The sequence below is a fragment of the Hydrogenovibrio sp. 3SP14C1 genome (assembly GCF_029625905.1).
Lineage (GTDB): Bacteria > Pseudomonadota > Gammaproteobacteria > Thiomicrospirales > Thiomicrospiraceae > Hydrogenovibrio.
On sequence record NZ_JARTLM010000137.1, the window covers coordinates 1 to 268 of the forward strand.

The 268-nt window shown below is 60.1% G+C and carries 1 pseudogene; it reads right to left on the reverse strand.

What is annotated here, in order from left to right:
- Positions 1–204 (reverse strand): annotated as a pseudogene (locus P8629_RS11950) (glutamate synthase); the annotation flags it as partial.
- Between the last annotated feature and the right edge of the window lie 64 nt (positions 205–268).

Consider the following 268-nt stretch of genomic DNA (forward strand, 5'->3'; position numbering starts at 1 on the left):
GTCCGGGATCTGGTTATGCACCGGACAGCCCGTCGGGCCATGGCAGAACGGAATGCCGCAATCCATGCAGCGCGCCGCCTGCTTCTGCACTTCGCCATCCGTCATCGGAATGGTGAATTCCCGGAAGTGACGGATACGATCCGACGCTGGCTGGTACTTCGCTACCTGCCGGTCAATTTCAAGAAAACCAGGTACCTTACCCATTCTCTTACTCCCCTCGGCCTGCGACCAGCGCGTGGTCGGCTTTGCCGGAAGTTGCCCTGTCTGC